Source organism: Lactobacillus sp. WILCCON 0149 (assembly GCF_057197965.1).
This window is the reverse complement of record NZ_JBUBHO010000049.1, coordinates 1-271: the sequence shown is the minus strand read 5'-3', so window position 1 is coordinate 271 and position 271 is coordinate 1. Positions and strand designations below refer to the sequence as shown.

At 38.0% G+C, this 271-nt stretch carries 1 pseudogene; it reads right to left on the bottom strand.

What is annotated here, in order from left to right:
• Positions 1–121 precede the first annotated feature (121 nt).
• Positions 122–271, bottom strand: a pseudogene (locus tag ACYVUV_RS12430) (IS110 family transposase); the annotation flags it as partial.

Here is a 271-nt window from a genome sequence, read left to right as displayed (position 1 = left end):
GGCCTAATCGGGAAATGGCTCCTGGAGAATCAAGTCAAATATCTGATTTAGGGCATGGTAAATACAGCCACCTTCTGTAATTTCGAAAAAGAGGCTGTTATAATATCTATTGGATCAATTTTTATGACAAAAGTCTTTGGTTATGTTTGGCTACGTCATAGCTATACAATTGATCATTCTTAATTAAAGCGAAGATCGTCCGTAATAATTTATGGATCGATGCGATAGCGGCCTTCTTGTGACTTGCAGTCTCAGAAGACCGTTTTCGTTT